Origin of the sequence: Paenibacillus sp. OSY-SE (assembly GCF_000283315.1) — a bacterium.
GTDB classification, from domain to species: domain Bacteria; phylum Bacillota; class Bacilli; order Paenibacillales; family Paenibacillaceae; genus Paenibacillus_B; species Paenibacillus_B profundus.
Genome location: NZ_ALKF01000163.1, coordinates 20,626 through 38,186 on the forward strand (window position 1 = coordinate 20,626; position 17,561 = coordinate 38,186).

15 protein-coding genes are annotated in these 17,561 nt (G+C 51.5%); 12 read left to right on the plus strand and 3 right to left on the minus strand.

What is annotated here, in order from left to right; translation table 11 throughout:
• Positions 1-34: 34 nt before the first annotated feature.
• Positions 35-577: a GNAT family N-acetyltransferase gene (locus A372_RS0108085; protein WP_019420331.1), complete on the minus strand. Its 543-nt coding sequence runs from the start codon at positions 575-577 to the stop codon at positions 35-37.
• A gap of 191 nt (positions 578-768) precedes the next feature.
• Here A372_RS0108085 and A372_RS0108090 point away from each other — a divergent pair, with 191 nt between their 5' ends.
• The gene (locus tag A372_RS0108090; protein WP_019420332.1) at positions 769-2,073 is read left to right on the plus strand and encodes a hypothetical protein; all 1,305 of its coding nucleotides are present in this window, start codon (positions 769-771) and stop codon (positions 2,071-2,073) included.
• 49 nt (positions 2,074-2,122) lie between these two features.
• Here the strand turns inward: A372_RS0108090 and A372_RS0108095 are convergent, their stop codons facing one another.
• On the minus strand, positions 2,123-2,902 hold the full coding sequence (locus A372_RS0108095; RefSeq protein ID WP_019420333.1) for a methyltransferase domain-containing protein: 780 nt from the start codon (positions 2,900-2,902) through the stop codon (positions 2,123-2,125).
• A 243-nt stretch (positions 2,903-3,145) separates the two neighbouring features.
• Between A372_RS0108095 and A372_RS0108100 the strand changes: the two genes are divergently transcribed.
• The 6 genes from A372_RS0108100 to A372_RS0108125 all read left to right on the plus strand — a co-directional run bounded on the left by A372_RS0108100 (position 3,146) and on the right by A372_RS0108125 (position 10,352).
• Positions 3,146-3,862, plus strand: a complete 717-nt coding sequence (locus tag A372_RS0108100; RefSeq protein WP_407672887.1) for a DsbA family protein — start codon at positions 3,146-3,148, stop codon at positions 3,860-3,862.
• A 22-nt stretch (positions 3,863-3,884) separates the two neighbouring features.
• Entirely contained in the window at positions 3,885-4,307 is a 423-nt protein-coding gene (locus A372_RS0108105) for a disulfide oxidoreductase (RefSeq protein ID WP_019420335.1), read from the plus strand.
• Between the two features lie 38 nt (positions 4,308-4,345).
• Positions 4,346-5,620: a methyl-accepting chemotaxis protein gene (locus tag A372_RS0108110; protein WP_237728504.1), complete on the plus strand. Its 1,275-nt coding sequence runs from the start codon at positions 4,346-4,348 to the stop codon at positions 5,618-5,620.
• Between the two features lie 212 nt (positions 5,621-5,832).
• Positions 5,833-7,575 (plus strand): glycoside hydrolase family 35 protein, encoded by a 1,743-nt coding sequence (locus tag A372_RS0108115; protein ID WP_019420337.1) that lies wholly within the window; start codon positions 5,833-5,835, stop codon positions 7,573-7,575.
• A gap of 171 nt (positions 7,576-7,746) precedes the next feature.
• The gene (locus A372_RS0108120) at positions 7,747-8,589 is read left to right on the plus strand and encodes an alkaline phosphatase family protein (RefSeq protein WP_019420338.1); all 843 of its coding nucleotides are present in this window, start codon (positions 7,747-7,749) and stop codon (positions 8,587-8,589) included.
• Between the two features lie 26 nt (positions 8,590-8,615).
• Positions 8,616-10,352, plus strand: coding sequence for a DUF4091 domain-containing protein (locus tag A372_RS0108125; RefSeq protein WP_019420339.1), 1,737 nt, complete (start codon positions 8,616-8,618; stop codon positions 10,350-10,352).
• Positions 10,353-10,755: 403 nt separating this feature from the next.
• Here A372_RS0108125 and A372_RS0108130 read toward each other — a convergent pair whose 3' ends face one another.
• Entirely contained in the window at positions 10,756-11,784 is a 1,029-nt protein-coding gene (locus tag A372_RS0108130) for an alpha/beta hydrolase (RefSeq protein WP_019420340.1), read from the minus strand.
• A 177-nt stretch (positions 11,785-11,961) separates the two neighbouring features.
• Between A372_RS0108130 and A372_RS0108135 the strand changes: the two genes are divergently transcribed.
• The 5 genes from A372_RS0108135 (at position 11,962) to A372_RS0108155 (ending at position 17,542) form a co-directional block, all read left to right on the plus strand.
• Positions 11,962-13,518 (plus strand): cobyrinate a,c-diamide synthase, encoded by a 1,557-nt coding sequence (locus tag A372_RS0108135; RefSeq protein WP_019420341.1) that lies wholly within the window; start codon positions 11,962-11,964, stop codon positions 13,516-13,518.
• Positions 13,519-13,669: 151 nt separating this feature from the next.
• Positions 13,670-15,520 (plus strand): asparagine synthase (glutamine-hydrolyzing), encoded by a 1,851-nt coding sequence (gene asnB / locus A372_RS0108140; RefSeq protein ID WP_019420342.1) that lies wholly within the window; start codon positions 13,670-13,672, stop codon positions 15,518-15,520.
• Between the two features lie 249 nt (positions 15,521-15,769).
• Positions 15,770-16,861: a cohesin domain-containing protein gene (locus A372_RS0108145; protein ID WP_019420343.1), complete on the plus strand. Its 1,092-nt coding sequence runs from the start codon at positions 15,770-15,772 to the stop codon at positions 16,859-16,861.
• Between the two features lie 164 nt (positions 16,862-17,025).
• The gene (locus A372_RS0108150; RefSeq protein WP_019420344.1) at positions 17,026-17,232 is read left to right on the plus strand and encodes a hypothetical protein; all 207 of its coding nucleotides are present in this window, start codon (positions 17,026-17,028) and stop codon (positions 17,230-17,232) included.
• Positions 17,233-17,245: 13 nt separating this feature from the next.
• Positions 17,246-17,542 carry a spore coat protein gene (locus A372_RS0108155; protein WP_019420345.1) on the plus strand — a complete coding sequence of 99 codons (297 nt, stop codon included), beginning with the start codon at positions 17,246-17,248 and terminating at the stop codon, positions 17,540-17,542.
• Positions 17,543-17,561: the final 19 nt, after the last annotated feature.

Genomic DNA, 17,561 nt, shown 5'->3' on the forward strand with positions numbered 1-17,561 from the left:
AACGGGCGGAGCAGCGGCCTTTTTCGCAGCGAAGCTACATTGGGGAAGTTGTTTTTTCATAGATGTTAAATCCGCTCGAATGGCTCCCTTTATACTCATATCCAATACTCTGGTAGAAGGCGTTCAGCGCATCATTGCTTGCGATGCAATCCAAGCGAAGCCGGTCTTTGCCAGCGAATGAGATTCCTTGATCCACCCATCTCATCATTGCTGCGCCGAGTCGTCTGCCGGAATAAGCGCGATGAATGGCCAGTCGATGCAAATAAATGCTGCTCTCGTGCCCCTCTTCGCCCCATAGGGAGCAGTCCCATTCACTCGGCTGCTGCAGCATCATGATGACACCGGCTATCTGATCGCCCTGCTTGAAGACGAACACGTCTCCGTTTGCAATCGCGCCGGTCATATCATGTGTGTCTTCACCTTCCAATAATCCACTCCATTGGCTAGAGCCTTTGCTTCGCAGCCATTCGGCCGTCTGTACCAACAGCGACATCACTGCGCTCGTATCTTCTGGTGTTGCTTGAGCCGCTGCAATGTCGTCAGCAATCATATCTTCTTTTATAGTGAATTCACTCATATCTCCACTCCTCTCGTACGTTTCGCTGCGTCCATAATAATGCTATTTTAGCGCAATCCTGCAAGCGCGACAAAGTGCTGGCGTCAAATATGTCAGGATGGAATGATACCGCAATCAGGAGTAAAAAGTTGGATCGCCGGGCAACCTTAACACCATAAACTAACTGTTACTGTTAAGGAGTGGGCGAAGCGATGAATTCCATTGGCACCGATGGCCGGGGAGACCATACGGCACATCTGCGGCCGGAGGAACGGCCGAACCGGGCATATGCCGTCACAACAACCTATGCCAGACGATTGGCGTGCGTCCTTGCGGTGCTGCTGCTGGCAGGTTGCACCGATACGATGTCTGCCTCCACAGGAGAAGCGGCATTTCATGCAGGAGAGCCGCTTGTTAATGAGCAAGTCATACATGCGCCTTGGATTGCAACGAAGAACACGGTGCGCGTCAATACGAACGACCCGGTTAAAGCGGCTGTAACCATTTCACGGACGGTATGGCCAGCGACTGACGATAACCAGCGGCCGAATGGAGTGGTGCTCGTACCGAATGACGACTGGGCGATTGCCATGGCGGCAGCTGATTTAATTCATTTTCCGAATAACGGACCAGTGCTTTATATTAAGAAGGATGGCATTCCTGACGAAACGCTATCTGAGCTAAAACGGCTAAAACCGAAAGGTTCCCCAGAAAATGGCGGGGTGCAGGCGATCGTGGTCGGTGATGTAGATGCCAGCGTCACGGAAGAAATCAAGGAGCTCGGTTTGCAGGTTGATGTCATTAAAGGCGATCAGCCTGCGAAGGTTGCCGCTGATATCGATGCATATTATACGCGGGTGAACAAGGAACAGCCGAAATCGGTCGTCATTGCATCGACAGATGATGCGAAGTTCGCTCTGCCGGCTGTCAACTGGATTGCCCATATGCCGGAGCCGGTGCTCTACGTCAGCAATAAGGGGATCCCGCAGGCGACAGCCGATGCGTTGGCGAAGCGGCGCAAGCAAGCGGTCATGTATGTAATCGGGCCAGAGCAAGCGGTGCCTGAAGACGTGGCCAAGGAGCTAGAAGTGTTCGGCAGAGTCGTGCGCATTCAAGGGAAGGACCCGATGCAGCAAGCGATTGCGTTCGCCAAGTATAAAGATAACAAGACGGGCTTCGGCTGGGGCATTACGACGGCGGGGCATAACTTCTCCTTCGTGCGGGAGGGGGATGAATGGTTGGCGATTGCACAGGCTCCGTTCGCGCATCTGGGCAAGCATGCGCCGCTGCTATGGATGAGCGGGGGGCAAGTTCCGGACGATGTGCGGACGTATCTCGAGTCCGTCCGGCCAAGGTACAATACAACGCCGGTGGAAGGGCCTTATAATGCAGCTTGGCTTACGGGAGCCGAAGGGAGCGTAATGCCGAGCGTTCAAAGCGAGATCGATGCCTTGCTTGAGATTGAGCCTAAGAAGGCTGGGAGCAAGAGCAGCCCTCACGCGGGACATCATGGGTAACAAGTTAGAGAGCTTAGCTGTGGACTGACATGGCTAAGCTCTCGTCATGTCAGCCCGGCTTCAAGGCAGAGAAGCGCAGCCGCCTGTAGTCCGCAACCCATTGTCCCTGTACGTAAATGAACGGGCGGCACTCTTCTGTGACAAGCTCGAAGAATCGGCCTTGTTCCTGTGCTGGCAGTGCCTGCACAAAGTCCCCGGCGAAGCTCTTCAGCCAGTAGCTGAGGCCGTCGTCCCCATCCGGCAGCGGAGTGGGACGGTCGAAATGGACGGCGTAATCAACGCGGAACCCGGCCTGCTCCAAGCGCGAGGCGTACTCGCCTATGGTCGGATAATACCAGGGGCTGAGCGCAGCTGCGTCAATTCCGTATTTGGATGACAGCACGTGCGATATTCCGTGCAGAATGGTTCCGACATTGTCCCGCCCACCGAATTCCGCCACGAATCTGCCGCCTGGCTGCAGTGAGGAATATACGTGACGGATAACGTCGTCTGCGTTTTTCATCCAGTGAAGCGCGGCATTGGAGAAGACAGCGTCAAATGATGAGGTGAACCGGTTCGGAAGACTGTTCTCCGCATCGGCGATCTCAAAGGACAGCGTTGGATATTTTCGGCATGCCTGTTCAATCATGTCCGCTGATTTATCGATACCCTCTGTATGAGCGCCCGAAGCGGCAATCTGTGCAGTAAGATCCCCAGTGCCACAGCCCAAATCAAGAATGCGTTCCCCCTCCTGGGGGCGAAGCAGATCGACAACGTCTTTGCCGTAGACGGAAATGAAGCGCAGCTTATCATCATACAGCTCGGGTTTCCATTCATTATGAGACGGCATATTCATCACCTCGCGTGTAAAGTCGTTCAAAAAGTCCCTAATGTTTATTGTAGTATGGCAGAATTTAGATTATAGGACAAATATATAATACCTATCCCTATTATAGGGTACAACTATATAACATGGGAGATGTTAACAAATAATGGCGTAAGTCACGATTTTAAATGTTTTTTTTGACAAAAGAAATGGAAATATGACGAGCTTTCCAGTACATTTAAACTAGGTGAAAAAAAGTTAGAAGAGGTGAATGTATTGGCAAAGTCATCATCACGCAAAGGTAAAAAAGGAAACGAACGCATGTTTCTCATTATGTTGCCGATTGCCATTATCGTACTGCTCGGTATTATTTTTGTGTTAAATAAACAAGGAGAGAAAATTAAAACGGACGAAATGGCGAACAAGCCAGCGGTAGAATTCAATCTTGAAGGCCAGCCGACGCTTGGTTCAAAGGACGCGAAGGTGTCGATCGTGGAGTTCGGCGACTACAAGTGCCCGGCCTGCAAAATTTGGACGGATCAGCTTTATCCGAAGTTAAAAGCGGATTTCGTGGATACGGGCAAGGCTACGTTTACATTTATGAACAAGCTGGTCATTCCTAAATCCGAGCTGGCTTCCGAAGCGGCAGAAGAAGTATTTCGCCAAAACCCGGAATCGTTCTGGACCTTCCATCATGAATTGTATACATCCCAGCAAAGTGAGCAAAAGGATTGGGTAACAGTCCCGTTCCTTGTTGATTTGGCGAAGCGTGTCGTGCCCGATATTGACGCAGGCCAGCTTGAGCAGGCTTTAAACGATCGCACGATGCAAGGCAAGGTAGCAAGCGATGAAGAGATGGCTCACAAAGCCGGAGTGAACGGCACGCCGACCGTATTCGTGAACGGCAAAGAATTTACGGGACAATGGGATAATTACAGTCAATTGAAAGCGTTTGTTGAGACGGCGCTGAACGAAGCGAAATAATGGATGGGGGCGTGGAAGCTATATGATGGTTATCCGGCGTTACGCCTTGCATTTCGCTTGGCTCGTTTCATTTGTCGCGGCAGGCGGGAGCTTGTATATGAGTGATATTTTACTGTGGGAGCCGTGCAAGCTGTGCTGGTTTCAGCGCATCTTCATGTACCCGATGGTGATTCTGCTCGGCATTGCCGCTTACCGGAATGACCGCAGTGTAGTTCGTTATGCCCTGCCGTTATCGATAGTCGGAGGATTGATTTCGACTTATCATTACATGGTGCAAAAAATTCCTGCAATGGCCAACACATCGCCTTGTCGCTCCGGCATCCCTTGCAATACGGATTATGTGGATGCATACGGATGGATTACGATACCGCTTCTGGCATTCGTTGCTTTTTTGTTCATCACGATATTGCTGCTCCTTGCGCGTAAGCACGAACCACAAGAATAGAGTGCGACGGGTTATCATCAACACATGGGGGAGATAGAATGATGAAATTCGGACTGCAGAAGAAAATGGTGTTCGGCATGCTTATCGTATCTGGAGTTACCTATGCGACAAGCGGTTTCTTTATCTTCGTACTGAAGCCGTATATTGCCCCGAATATGGGCGATATAGCATATGATGCGATTATTTTTATGCTCGGCATATTTTGGACGTGCCTGCTCGGATGGTTGGCCGCAAGCTTGATTGTGAAGCCGCTCATTCAGCTGACGAAAGCGGCGGACGAAGCGGCGCAAGGCCGATTGAGCGTGACGCTGCCTACCTATCGCTTCCAGGATGAAGTTCGGGTCTTGACCCATTCTTTCGGTAAAATGATTCATAACCTTCAAGGGATGATTGTAGAAATTAAGAGTAGTGTAGACATTACAACTCGCAATACTTCCATGCTCAGCGACGCGATGACGCATGCGGCCGAGCAAATTGAGCATATTTCACGCACTGCGGAGGATATGAACCATGGGGCGGAGCAGCAAGCGACCTGGACGGCGCAATCGGCTGCATCGGTAGAAGAAATTCATGCCTCTGCCGTCGCCGTACAGGAACGAGCAGGTGAGACCGAGCGCATGACGGCAGATACGCTGGACACGCTGGCAGAGAGCGAAGATATTTTGAAATCGATCATCGATGGCATGCTGCATGCCGCGGAAGCCGGACAAGCCTCGATTAACTCGGTACAGCGGTTGAACGAGCAGGCTGAGCAGATCGGGGATATATCGATCGCGGTGCGTGAAATTGCGGACCAGACGCATTTGCTCGCCCTGAACGCTTCCATTGAAGCGGCGCGCGCAGGAGAGCAGGGGGCAGGCTTTGCCGTCATTGCGTCCCAAGTCCGGAAGCTGGCGGAACAGAGCGCGGCAGCTGTCAGCAGCATCAACGAGCGGATTGTCCATATGCAGTCCCAAGTGGTGGAAGCAGTGGGGCACATTACGGCTCAGGTCGAGACGGTAAGTCTGGAAGCCGGGAAAAAAGATGATGCTGCGCGTGCGCTCAATACGATTGCTGAGGTAACGAAGCAGGCGTCGACAGCTGTGCATGACATTGCGACGTCGGTCGGTCAACAGACGGAACGGTTCGCGTCCACGTTGCACCAAACGCGGCAAATGGCCGCCGTCGTCAATGAAATGGCGGCAGGCACGCGCCAAGTGGCGAGCGCAACGCAGGAGCAGACGGCTGTCATGGAAGAAATGGCAGCTTCCTCCGACGTTTTGCGTGATCAAGCGAGCCGTTTGAAAGCGCAAATTGAAGTGTTTAAAAGCTGATTATAAGCTATAATTTCATACAGAATGATTGCGACCTGCACACTTTTGAGTGATGCAGGTTATTTTTTTGCAACATTTGTGCATATAGAGGTAAATAAAATGCATGTTCAATCTCGAAAAAAACGCTATCATGGAGATACAATGGAAAAGTTCTTTATTTCTTCTTTACGACTATGTAGGAACATAATGATACAGCTGAAGGAGAGAGATTCATGACAACGCTTTCGTACCAAGGCAAGCAGTTTTTTGTAGAGGGCAAGCCAACTCAACTTATCTCGGGCGCCGTTCATTATTATCGTATCGTGCCGGAGTATTGGGAAGATCGGCTGCTTAAGCTGAAGGCGCTCGGCTGCAATTGTGTGGAGACGTACATTGCGTGGAACATGCACGAGCCGCGGGAAGGACAGTTCAATTTCGAAGGGATGGCGGATGTAGCCGAGTTCGTTCGTGTCGCTGAGAGAGTGGGACTGTATGTCATTGTTCGTCCAAGCCCGTACATCTGCGCGGAATGGGAATTCGGCGGTCTGCCGGCTTGGCTCTTGAAGGACGAGATGCGTCTCCGCTGCAGCGATCCGCGTTATTTGGACAAAGTAGCCGCTTATTATGATGCGCTCCTTCCTCAACTTACGCCGCTGCTCGCTACGCAAGGCGGTCCGATTATCGCGGTGCAAATCGAGAACGAATACGGCAGCTACGGGAATGACCATGCCTACTTGCAGTCACTGCGCCAGATGCTTATCGAGCGCGGTGTAGACGTGCTGCTGTTCACCTCCGACGGACCACAGGACGATATGCTGCAAGGCGGCATGGCGGAAGGCGTGCTGGCGACAGTCAACTTCGGCTCCCGCGTGGAGGAAGCCTTCGATAAGCTGAAGGAATATCAACAGGATGCGCCGCTCATGTGCATGGAGTATTGGAACGGCTGGTTCGACCATTGGTTCGAGCAGCATCACACCCGCAATATCGAAGACGCATCCAATGTGCTGGACGACATGCTGCGCATCGGGGCATCGGTCAACTTCTACATGGCGCATGGCGGAACGAACTTCGGCTTCTGGAACGGGGCGAACCACGGCGGCAAGTACGAGCCGACCGTCACGAGCTATGACTATGACGTGGCAATTAGCGAAGCAGGCGATCTTACGCCGAAGTATTATGCGTTCCGTGAAGTGATTGGGAAGTACGCGGAGCTTCCGGAAGGTGAATTGCCGGCGAATACGCCTAAAGCGGATTATGGCGCTGTGCAGGTGTCACGACGTGTCAACTTGTTCGACACACTCGCTTCGATGGCCGATGCGAAGACAAGTGTATGTCCAGAACCGATGGAGAAATACGGGCAGAACTACGGCTTTATTATGTACTCCACGCGTATTTCGGGGCCTCGTCCGGAGAGCCGCCTGACGATTCAAGACGTGCGCGACCGCGCCCTCGTCTTCCTGGATCGGAAGCTGGTCGGTGTCGTCGAGCGTTGGGATCCGAAGTCCATTCCGGTCGTCATTCCGGAAGGCGGCGCGCAGCTCGACATTCTCGTGGAAAATATGGGCCGGGTCAACTACGGTCCTGAGCTGTATGACCGTAAAGGCATCACGCACGGCGTACGCTTGAATGGGCAATTCCTGTTCCACTGGGAAGTGCGCAATCTGGAGCTGGAAACGCTCGACGGCCTGCGCTTCGATGCGCCGGCTTCAGAGCTGGAAGGCGAGCAGCCGGGTTTCTATGAAGCAACGCTGACGATTGAGGGGACGCCGAAAGATACGTTCCTGCGTCTCGACGGATGGAAGAAAGGCGTTGTCTTCATCAACGGCTTCAACCTGGGCCGTTATTGGGAAGTGGGGCCCCAGCAGACGCTGTTCGTGCCTGCGCCGATATTGCGCGAGGGTGGCAACGACATCGTCGTGTTTGAATTGCACGCAGCGGGAAATCAACTTTGCTTCGAAGCGGAGCCTTCCTTGTAAGGCCGGGGCGGACGAAAATTGAATGCGAAGGGGGTGTCTGTTTCCTGCGGGCATCCCTTGATTGCCTTTACTACAGTTGTCTTTGCAACGGTTGTCTGTGTACGAAATGTCGGATGCTGCTGATACTGTTTCAATCCGAAAGCCATTTTTCAACATAAGGGGAGAACTTGAATGAGTAAGCGCACACGTATCGCCACACGCGTATTTATTCTCGGCATGGACGGGGCAGGCAATTGGAACGAGGAAGCCTCCACCCCGAATATGGACCGTATTATTAAGCAAGCGGGCGTCATGACGCAGCACGCACAGACGGAATTGCCGACGATTAGCGCCCAATGCTGGGGTTCGATGCTGCATGGGGTGACACCGGATCGGCACGGCGTCAACAACGATATTGCGGCGGAAACCCCGTTTCCGAAGAATTCTCCTTATCCGTCGTTCTTCCGCGTCGCGCGGGAAGCGGATGCCACGATGAAGCTGGCCTCGTTCACGGCATGGGTGCCGATTAACTTCGGACTTGTGGAGGACGGCCTGGACATTTATAAAGCTTCTGCCAATGATGAAGAGCTGACGCGACTCGCAAGCCAATATTTGCGCGAAGTTGATGATATCGATATCTTCTATTTCGCGATTGACTTGCCAGATGCCGCAGGACACCGGTATGGTTACAGCACTGCAGAGCACGTGGAGTCGATCGGGGCAGCGGATGAGATGTTCGGTCAAGTGCTGGACGCGATTGAAGCAAGAGGTTGGCTGGAAGACAGCCTCATTCTGTTCGTCACGGATCACGGTGGCGGCGGGGCGGTAGCGACAGGTCACGGCAGCGACCATCCGATGGATCAGACGATATTTTGGGGTAGCGCGGGTCCGGGGGTGAACCGTTCGGCCCGACTGGACGGCTTGACGTTCAAAGACACGGCAGCTGTCGTGGCGACAGCGCTCGGATTGCCGATTCCGGCAGCTTGGGATGCACGGTTGCCAGAGGATGTGTTCGTACGTGAAGTCATTCTGTAATCGGTAAAAAAGGGGGGATACACGGTATGACGATGTATGTAGGCGTAACAGATATGTTCCACAAGGAAGTGCGCAGCTACAATGAATGGAATCGGTATACGACACTCGCGAAGAAGCGGCATCAGCGCGTTGTCAGCTGCAAGCGGGATAGTGCAGCGTTTCAAGTATTGGTATCGAGCGACGAGCCGTTCCTTCTCGCGAAGAATGCCGATACGCTGTTCTGGAAGGGTGGAGCGCTGAACATTGCTCGCGTGGAGGTTGCCATTGCAGGAGCATCTGTTCATCCAGACGTGAAGCTGATCGGATTCATGCGGGACGACGACGGAACGCCGAAGGCAGATCTGCTGCTTGAAGATTCGCATATGCGGGTGGAAGCGCGCCAAGTGCAGCCGGTATGGGTGGAACTTCCAGCGGGAGAGTCGATGAGGGCAGGAACGTACCATGGCCGTGTCCGCCTATTCACTCATCAAATGTTCGAGGATGAGCAGTGTGTCGGCGAGTGCACGTTCGAATGGATCGTGGCGGAAGAGACACTTCCTGAAGCGAAGGATTACCGCTTCTATCTGGATTTGTGGCAGCATAGCTCGAATATCGCGCGGAAATATAACACCGGCCTCTGGACAGAAGAGCATTTTGCTGTATTGGATGCTTATTTAGAAAGTATGGGCCAACTGGGGCAGAAATCCGTCACGGTCGTCGTCTCCGAAGTTCCATGGTCTGGGCAAATGTCCCATAACGACCGGGACCCGTCGGACTTGTTCGAATACAGCATCGTATCCGTGCAGAAGGCGGCGGATGGGGCGTTCCGTTACGATTTCTCCGCCTTGGAACGCTATATCGAGCTCGGCGAGCAGCACGGCATATCTCGTGAAATCGAAGTGTTCGGCCTTTTGAACATTTGGCAGGACACGCATGCAGGATATGGTGCGCTGGTCGAAGGCGTATCAGATGCGATTCGTGTCCGTTACTATGACGAAGCGAGCAGCACATACCGCTTCATGCGCGGGGAGAGCGAGCTGCGCGCCTACGTTCAAGCGCTGGAGGCTCACTTTACGGCTACGGGACGGGTGGAGCGAGTGCGGATTTTGGCGGACGAACCGGCGGATTACGACCTCTTCAATGAGAAGCTCTCTTGGCTGCGCCAGGCGGCGCCGACCTTCAAGTATAAAGTCGCCATCAATCACGTCGAGTTCGTGGAAAAAGGAATGGAAGGCGTGTCCGATTACGTGCCGAGCTTCTACTGTGTCGTGAAGGAGCATGAGCGGCTGATGGAGCAGCGCCCGTCGATTGACGGAACGCTGTTGTATTACGTCTGCTGTAGTCCGGACCGCCCGAACACGTTCCTTGGTTCACCGGCGCTGGAGAGCCGACTCGTCGCGTGGTATGTTGAGCAGCTTGGACTGGACGGCTTCCTGCGCTGGAATTATACTGTATGGCCAGATCATCCTCTCGAGAAGTTAGCATACCGCTCAGAGATTTGGAAGGCCGGGGATACGAACTTCGTCTATCCGGGTCCGCTCGGCAAGCCGCTCTTGTCGCTGCGCTACAAATGGCTGCAGCGCGGCATCCGCGATTTCGAGCTCATGCAGCTGCTGAAGGAGCAGGGCGAAGGCGAACGGGTTAAGGCGGCCTTGGCACGCGTATTCCGCTATAAGCAGATTGCAGATTGCGATCCCGACCGCCGTGCACATGCAGAGGCGATGTATAGCTTGAGCGTGGCAGACTATGACGAACTGCTTCTCGGTGTAACAGAGCGAGTATAAATTATAAATGGAGAGGCTGTTCCAATGGTCACACAGACCAAGGGTCAGCCCCTTTTCTTTTAAAACGAGAACAGATTGACGGGCTTCCGTTCAATAGTCCTTATGTCCATTCTCCCATATAATCAGGCAGGATAACGTTAAGGGCAAGGAGTATGCAGCTTCGAATAGATACCATGGCATGAAGCGGCTGATATGATGTAAGTTAATGGGAGTTAACTATAATTATCATTGGACATGCCACCTTCTGAAGAAAGGGGAGAATGGAACAAAGGGGCCGATGAATCGAATCGCTCTGTTCGCATCATACCATTGCACGAACGGATCTTTTCGTTAATATTGCAGAGTCATGCCTTGCTATTCGATAGAGGTTTTCTCATGATGTGGTCTGCATGGCTGCAATCACTTACGTGGCACCCTGCAAGACCGAACTCCCTTCATTGGGGGCCAACTGCTCCGGTAGTGAATCACATACTGGCATTCTCGCGGAAGCTGGCTGCTCCAATTCCTCTGATTGAGGTTTTCCAACCACTTGCAGGACAAAGTCCGTAACATTAGCTTCATACCGTTCTTTATCTATGCAATAGGAAACACCATGTGTGGCCCCATCCACCAGCATGAACGCTTTCGGTTCGGGCTTTGCGTTGTACAGGTCGGCACTCATGTAGGTCGGAACGAAAATATCCTTGCTGCCATGAATGAACATAATCGGCAGTCTGCATGTCTTCATGACGCGGATAGGGCTTACATCCTCAAGCTCGAATCCGGCTTTGCGCTTTAACAAGCGATTGATGAGCGGCATAATCGGCCAGGCGGGCATATGATTGAGCTTCGTGACCTGATGATGGATTAGCTCCGTTAAGTCCGAATACGGGCAATCCGCAATAATGAACCGGACCTGTGGACGGTGCATGGCGGCATACTCGAGTACGGTTCCGCCGCCCAGCGACTGGCCGTGCAGACCGATTGCGCAGTCTTCCCCTTTACGGGCGATGACCCAATCTACCCATGCCTGCACGTCTTTTTTTTCGTTAAATCCGAAGGTGGTATACTGCCCCTCGCTCTGGCCGTGACGGCGCTGATCTACGAGCAGAACGTTAAAGCCCAGCTTGAAGAACATCGCCATGAATTGGGCGGACCAGGTCAGTGCCGACGTATAGCCGTGCACGATGATGATGACACGTTTGGATGCAGGAAATGATTCGATATAATACCCGTGCAGCGCTAAGCCATCATGGCTGCGGATGAACAGCTCCTCTTTATCGCAATCGTCATACTGCTTCTTACGGAACACCTTATGCTGTTCAAGCAAATCGAGGCATTGCTCATAGGTGGAGCTCTTCATCCGCGTCATCTGAAAAACGGCAAATTGCGGAATTATCCAGATGGACAGCAGGATGAACAGAATGATGCCGCCTACTATCGAAATCCACATGTCAATCCACTCCTTAGTCCACGTAGTCTTGTCTTCTTATGTCTATTAGAGTGTGCAATTTCATCCCAATTTACACTTGTCATTCGACTGCATTCTACTCACGTACTACATAGTGCAGGTTGGCGAAGATGTTCAGGTTTTGTACAATGAGAACATAAGGAATGAAGAAAACGGGGGATGACATTGAATTCGGAAGAGCATGTAATTCAGGAAGAACGCAGTGCGCGTGAACGGAAGGGCAGTGTGGGGGGAACGGTGGCGAATTGGCCAAGTCCGGCACGCAGGCTGCTTATCGCTGGAACGGGGAGCGGCGTCGGCAAGACGACCGTTACACTCGGCATTATGAGGGCGTTAACTCGCAATGGCTGGAAGGTGCAGCCATTCAAGTGCGGCCCTGATTACATTGACCCCACTTATCACACCGCAGTGACAGGCGTACCGTCGCGCAATCTTGACAGTTGGATGTGCGGTCCAGATGGCATGCGTGACATCTTCGCCCGGAGAGCGAACGGAGCGGACATCGCCATTATGGAAGGCGTCATGGGATTGTATGACGGACGTAGAGCAGACTCCGACGAGGGAAGCTCTGCTTCCGTTGCGAAGCAGCTGGATTGTCCGGTGCTGCTCGTCATTGATGCTTCGGGCATGGCTAGAAGCGCTGCTGCTATGGTAGCTGGCTTTCAACATTTCGATGCGGAGGTTCGCATTGCCGGAGTGATCGCTAACAACGTCGGCAGTGAGGGGCATGGCAAGCTGCTCCGCGAAGCAATTGAGTCCGCATGCGGCGTGCCGCTGATCGGCTTTGTGCTGCGTGATACAGAGCTGGCCGTTCCAGAACGACATCTGGGGTTGGTGCCAGCCATCGAACGAGGAACGCTTGACTCACTGTTCGAGCGTATGGCTGATGCCGTCGAAGCGCATACGGATCTGAATGAGATCGTTCGGATCGCAGAGTCAGCGCCGTTGCGGAACATGGACGACTTGAGCTTAGGCGCAGCGGATAGCAACGATATTCCGAGCAAGCAGAGCAGCTTCTCTTCCGTACGAGAGGCAGGGCAAGAGCTCGGCGTCACTCAGGAGCCGCTGCGTTTGGCGCTTGCTTATGACGCGGCATTTCACTTCTACTATCCGGACAATATGGAGCTGCTCGAAGCGTGCGGCTTCGAGCTTGTCCGCTTCTCGCCGCTGGCAGATGAGCCGGTGCCGGATGGTGTCGACGGCTTGTATATTGGCGGCGGCTTCCCAGAAGCGTTCGCGCCGGAATTGGCGAAGTGCAGCCGCGCATTGGCTTCCATCCGCCAAGTTATTGAGGCAGGAACACCGACATTTGCTGAATGCGGGGGTTATATGCTTCTGACCGAGCGGCTTGTGTTAACGGATGGAAGCGTCTATCCGCTCATCGGCATCCTCCCAGGCGAGACGCGCATGGGAACGAAGCTGGCTGCACTCGGTTACCGTGAAGTGACAGGGGAAGCAGGTAATTTCCTGCTGCCAATGGAGCAGATGGCGCGCGGACATGAGTTCCATTATTCGACAGTTCACGTGGAGGAGGCGCAAGCGCTCCCTCCGGCATACCGTTCCCGCGGATTGGCCGGAGAGCGGCCCGAAGGAGCGGTGTATCAGGATCGACTCCAACTCGTGGCCGGCTATACGCACATCCACTTCGGGTCGAATTCCGCCATTGTGACAAATTGGGCGCAAGCCTGTGTCGCATTTCGTCAAAAACGTTTATAATGTATCCTAGGACGAGCCCCGCGCATGCGGGGTCTTCCACTGTTCATGAATAAGAATTCACAAGCTTCATACTAGTGTGGTAAACAACCTCTATTAAATACTTAGACAATGAACGTTACGTTATGCTGATAAGCGAAAGGATTTGGAACAGATGTGTGGCATTGCCGGTATATATCATTTTCATGATCAACAACCTTCTGAACATATCGTCCGCAGCATGATGGATTTAATTCATCATCGCGGACCGGATGATGCAAAGCTGTGGATCGGCGATCGCGTCGGTCTCGGATTTCGCCGTCTATCCATTATTGACGTTGCCGTTGGGGCACAGCCGCTCAGCAACGAGGACGATTCGGTATGGATTATATTCAACGGTGAGATTTATAACTATTTGGAACTGCGCGAAGATTTGATTCAACGCGGCCATCAGTTCAAGACACATACCGATACGGAAGTTATTCTTCACCTATATGAAGAGCACGGCTCCAAGTGCGTGAATCACCTGCGCGGCATGTTCGGGTTTGCGATCTGGGACCGCAACAAGCAGGAGCTATTCATTGCGCGCGACCATTTCGGTATCAAGCCGGTCTATTATTTCATGAACGAAGAGATGTTCCTCTTCGGTTCGGAGATTAAGAGCCTCTTGGCCGTACCGGGTGTACCGCGTCAAGTGAATATGAACGGCTTGTATAATTATTTGACGTTTCAATATGTGCCTGATCCTGAAACGATGTATGCGGGTATTCACAAGCTGCCGCCTGCACACTGCATTACGATTCCGTTCGGTGGCAAGCCGGTCATTGAGAAGTACTGGGACCCGATGTTCGAGCCGGTGGAGCGTCCGCTGACGCAAATTATCGAGGAAATCCGCGATGTTATGCGCGACTCTGTGGAGCATCATCTGCATAGCGAAGTACAGCGCGGCTGCTTCCTCTCTAGTGGTATCGACTCGACCATTACGTCGACTTTGATGCGCTCCATCGAACCGATTAAAACATTTAGCGTCGGATTTGAAGGTCCGAACGATGAGACGATCATTGCACGTGATACGGCCAGACAGATAGACACGGAGCATTATGACCGCATAATTACACAGGAGATGTATTTTGATGCGGTGCCGCGTGCCATCTGGCATTTGGATGAGCCGGTAGCTGATCCTTCTGCGATCGCATTATACGAGGTGGCGCGCCTAGCGAAGGAGCATGTCACCGTGGTACTGTCGGGCGAAGGGGCCGATGAGCTGTTCGGGGGATACCGCATCTACCGTGAACCGCATTCATTGCGTTACTTGTCATGGATGCCGGAAGGTATGCAGCGCATGATGAACCGTATTGTGCGTTCCGTTCCGTTCTCGTTCTACGGGAAAAATTATTTGCTGCGCGGAACGACTCCGCTTGAGGAGCGTTTCTTAGGCAATGCGAACATTATGACGGATGATGCGAAGACAGAGCTGTTGCGGGCAAGCGCAGACGAAATGTCATCCTTCACGAAGCCGTTCGATATTGCACGCCAATATTATGACCGGACGCGGCACCTTGATCCGGTGTCCCGCATGCAGTATATCGATATGAACCTGTGGATGCCAGGAGATATTCTAATGAAAGCGGACAAGCTGACGATGGCTCATTCGCTCGAACTGCGCGTGCCGTTCCTGGACCGCAAAGTATTCGATATCGCCCGCCGCATCCCGGCTCAACACCGCATTGCGGAAGGGACGACGAAGTACGCGTTGCGCAAAGCGATGGAAGGCATCATTCCGGATTCGGTCCTGCATCGTCCGAAGCTCGGCTTCCCGGTTCCAATGCGGGATTGGCTGCGTACAGAGCGCGCGAACATTATGTGGGAAGAGTTGTCTTCCAGCGGCATCGATCACATCATTAACCTGACGTCGGTCGAGGATATGTTCCGCCGGCATAAGAACGGTCAAGGAGACTACTCGCGCAAAATTTGGGTATTGTATGTGTTCGGTCTGTGGTACCGGACATATATGAGAAAGCAGTAGCATCGAATTATAGAGTAATGAGACGGATACCCGCCATTCTTGTTTTTTGCATGAATTCGGGTTGTCGACAAGATTAGCACTTCTCCATAGGAGAGGTGCTTTTTCGCTTGTTCATGCAAATATCGACAATTATACATGTTAAATAATACCTATATTGACATATATAGAAAGTATTGTTTGGGAAATGCTGAAAATCTATATTAAAGTACTAGGTGAACCTATTAAATATTGATATGGAGGTCATCGCGTATGTACAAAAAAATAGTTCCCGCGTCTTTGTTTGCCTTGGTACTCATTTTTGTGTTTTCTGTAACGACTGTGTTTGGAGCTGCTAAAATAGGGGAGCCGCTTAATTATCCGGAAAAGGGCTGGGATCGATATTCGTATACGTCACCCGAAATAACCTATGAAGGAAATTGGTGGGTTGGGAATGTCGCAAAACATAGCACCAATAAGGATGCTTCATTCAAGTTTAATTTTGAAGGCACATCATTCCGAATCATTACGCAAAATTATGGATATGTAGACACTTCGGACAATATTTCAGTTATCGTTGACGGCAAAATTAACGGGAAATTATCATTGCAAGATATTCCATATGATTATTATAATTCAAGACTGGCATATGAACTCAGTGGGCTTGAGTATGGCGAGCATACGGTTGAATTCGTTAACAATCAAAGCAACAAGCATATATTGCTGACGGCAATTGACCTTCAGCAGGGAAGTCAGTTAAAGCCATATAATCCAGATGCCATCAACAGCCCTAAGCTGAGCGTTACATCGGTTACCTATGCTGTATATTTGAATCAGACGTTCGACGTTCAGATTTCGCTCGATAATGTGAACTATATTTATGCGGAAGACTTTACGATGCAATATGACAAAACACGCTTCCGTCTGGAAGAGGTTGCAGTCGACAATAAATTAATGCTAGCGCATCAAAGCGACACAGACGCGTTGTTGCGGCTCATTACGGCAAGCAAAGGGAAATATAACGGGATTCACGGAAAAAGTAAGCTCGTTAATTTGAAGTTTAGAGCGATTGGATTGGGAGACGGGAAGATTCAAGCCGTGCAGGCAAAGATTGCAGATAATGGAACGCGGGAAATCGACCTGCTGCCAGGTAATTTAGGAGGACGAACCTTTACGGTCGTCGGCAGTTCAGAATTCAGTCTGAAGCATTTAGGCGTGCTTGCCTATTACTATGAAGATGACAAAGCCAAATTACCTCAAAATCTTCAAAATGTGATCGGCGGCCAAGGAATGGTTGGAGAAGTTGATTTAACCCAACTCGTCAAATCGATTTTGTCGAATCCCCATTATAATGTGAAATCCTAACAATAAGGAAGCTGCAAGTTGTTTTCGAAAGAAATTGTGAAAACAGCCTGCGGCTTCTTCTCATTTTCCGACATATGAGTTGGAAGCGAACACCTACGGATGCCGCTGAATAATCAGCGACTGTACTCCACAAAATAATCCTTGATTGCCAAGGAGGTGTAGCTATGAACAACAGACAACTAGGTACGCACGAAATGTTGGAAGTGCATGAACTTTTGAACTTTAAAAATGTTTGCATGACAAAAACCAAAACAATGATGGGGTTGGTGTCATGTCAAGAGTTGCAGGGATTAATGCAAGAAGATGTCCAAAACTCCGCCAAAGCAATTCAGGATTATCAAGCTCTATTGTCGCGAGCAAATTATATTTAAAGGAGGTGTCTCTATGAATCCAATCGTTCAAAACATGACAGGTATGAGCACATTATCCGATCAAGTAATTGCAACGGATATGTTATTGGCTTCAAAGTCCGGCATAAAGGACCTGGCCGTTGCCATTACCGAGTCAGCCACGCCTGAAGTGCGCACTGTATTAAAGTCGCATTTAGATACAGCCATCACCTGTCATGAAAAGCTTACCAACTATATGATGAATAAGGGATATTACCATCCGTACAATGTGAATGAACAGTTGCAAATCGACATGCAAAGCGCCAATGCTGCATTGGGACTTCAGCAATAACATACTCGTACCCAGTCCA